Here is a 2,538-nt window from a genome sequence, read left to right as displayed (position 1 = left end):
CGGCGGGCTTGCCGGCTAGGCCGGCGCGGGGCGGCAGGCCGGTGTGCTGGGTCAGCATGCGGCCGGCCACGGGCTGCTGCGCGGCCTTGTTGAACGCCACGCCCTTGGCCGGCGGTGCCTTGCGTTGTGGCGCCACCGGGGCCACGGTGCTGTTCTTTCGGCGCGCGCTCTGGTAGCTGCCGTCCGTCATCGGCTGGAAGGTCGGGATCAGGTGGTGCTTGCCGTTGCCGATCAGGTCGGCCCGGCCCATGGTCTTCAGCGCCTCGCGCAGCAGCGGCCAGTTGTTGGGATCGTGGTAGCGCAGGAAGGCCTTGTGCAGGCGCCGGCGCTTTTCGCCGCGCACGATGTCCACCGCCTCGCTGTCGCGGCCGATCTTGCGCAGCGGGTTCTTGCCCGAGTGGTACATGGCCGTGGCCGTGGCCATGGGGCTGGGGTAGAAGGTCTGCACCTGGTCGGCACGAAAGCCGTTCTTCTTGAGCCAGATGGCCAAGTGCATCATGTCCTCGTCGCTCGTGCCCGGGTGCGCGGCGATGAAGTACGGGATCAGGAACTGCTTCTTGCCCGCCTCTTCGCTGAACTGCTCGAACATCTGCTTGAACTTGTCATAGCTGCCGATGCCCGGCTTCATCATCTTGGTGAGCGGACCCTGCTCGGTGTGCTCGGGCGCGATCTTGAGGTAGCCGCCCACGTGGTGCTGCACCAGCTCCTTCACGTATTCGGGCGACTTCACGGCCAGGTCGTAGCGCAGGCCGGAGCCGATCAGGATCTTCTTGATGCCCTTGAGCGCGCGGCCGCGGCGGTAGATCTTGATGAGCGGGCCGTGGTCGGTCGTGAGGTTCTGGCAGATGCCCGGGTACACGCAGCTGGGCTTGCGGCACGCGGCCTCGATCTCCGGGCTCTTGCAGCCCAGCCGGTACATGTTGGCCGTGGGCCCCCCTAAGTCGGAGATGGTGCCGGTGAAGCCGCTCACCTTGTCGCGGATGTCCTCGATCTCCTGGATGATGGAGTCCTCGGAGCGGCTCTGGATGATGCGGCCTTCGTGCTCGGTGATCGAGCAAAAAGTGCAGCCGCCGAAGCAGCCGCGCATGATGTTCACGCTGAAGCGGATCATCTCCCACGCCGGGATCTTGGTCACGCCGTCGTGGCTGCCGTTCTCGTCGGCGTAACTCGGGTGCGGGCCGCGCGCGTAGGGCAGATCGAACACGTAGTCCATCTCGGCCGTGGTCAGCGGGATGGGCGGCGGGTTGATCCACACATCGCGCGCCGTCGGGCCTTCGCCGTGGGCCTGCACCAGGGCACGGGCGTTGCCGGGGTTGGTCTCCAGGTGCAGTACCCGGTTGGCGTGGGCGTAGAGCACCGGATCGCTCTTGACCTGCTCGTAGCTGGGCAGGCGGATCACGCTGCGTTCGCGCGGCGGCACCTTGAGCTTGGCCTTGAGGTTCGGGTTGGCAACGAACAGCATCGGCTGGATGGCGGGGTTGGGCTCGGCGGATTTCGAGTCATTTTGCCCTTGCGCCCTAGTATCCATTGGCATGGATGCTATCGAATCAGGAGCATCCTCCTTGCTGCAGGTGCTGCCTTGGGCGGCGGCCTGCTCGCTGGTCGTCATGTAGGGGTTGACGTGCGCCTCGACGCGGCCGGGCTCGTCCACGCTGGTGGAGTCGATTTCGAACCAGCCCTGGCCGGTTTCGTCGTCGGACCGGCGCACGAAGGCGGTGCCGCGCACGTCGGTGATCTGCTCCACGGGCTCGCGCGCGGCCAGGCGGTGGGCCACTTCGACGAGCGCGCGTTCGGCGTTGCCGTACAGCAGCAGATCGCACTTGGCGTCCACCACGATGGAGCGGCGCACCTTGTCGCTCCAGTAGTCGTAGTGGGCGATGCGGCGCAGGCTGCCTTCGATGCCGCCCAGCACGATGGGCACGTCCTTGTAGGCCTCGCGGCAGCGCTGGCTGTACACGATGGCCGCGCGGTCGGGGCGCTTGCCGCCCACGTCGCCAGGAGTGTAGGCGTCGTCGCTGCGGATCTTCCGGTCGGCGGTGTACCGGTTGATCATGGAATCCATGTTGCCCGCCGTCACGCCCCAGAACAGGTTGGGGCGGCCCAGGGCCTTGAAGGCATCGGCGCTCTGCCAGTCGGGCTGGGCGATGATGCCCACGCGAAAGCCCTGCGCCTCCAGCGTGCGGCCGATCACGGCCATGCCGAAGCTGGGGTGGTCGACGTAGGCATCGCCCGTCACCAGGATCACGTCGCAGCTGTCCCAGCCGAGGCGCTCCATCTCGGTGCGGCTCATGGGCAGGAACGGGGCCGTGCCGAAGCGTTTCGCCCAATACGGGCGATAGCTGGTCAGCGGCTTCGCGGCGCGCGCGAAAAAGGAAACGTCAACGGGGGCGTTCATGGAGGGCAAGGCGTGGGGAAGCCGCGATTTTAGGCTTTTGGGCCTTTCCTGTCGAAACCGAGGGCCAAGGCGCGTGCCCGCGCCCTGCGCCGCAGGGGGTCAGCCGCGGGTGGCGAGCGGCCTGGCGGCGGTCTCGGTGCGCG

At 67.4% G+C, this 2,538-nt stretch carries 1 protein-coding gene; it reads right to left on the bottom strand.

Annotated features, from left to right (window positions below):
* On the bottom strand, window positions 1-2,395 hold a 2,395-nt coding region (locus tag AC27IQ_RS22325), incomplete at its 3' end, for a YgiQ family radical SAM protein (RefSeq protein ID WP_487090841.1).
* Window positions 2,396-2,538 lie beyond the last annotated feature (143 nt).

This window comes from Acidovorax sp. KPB24-07 (assembly GCF_057543315.1).
This window is presented reverse-complemented; position numbering and strand designations above follow the sequence as displayed.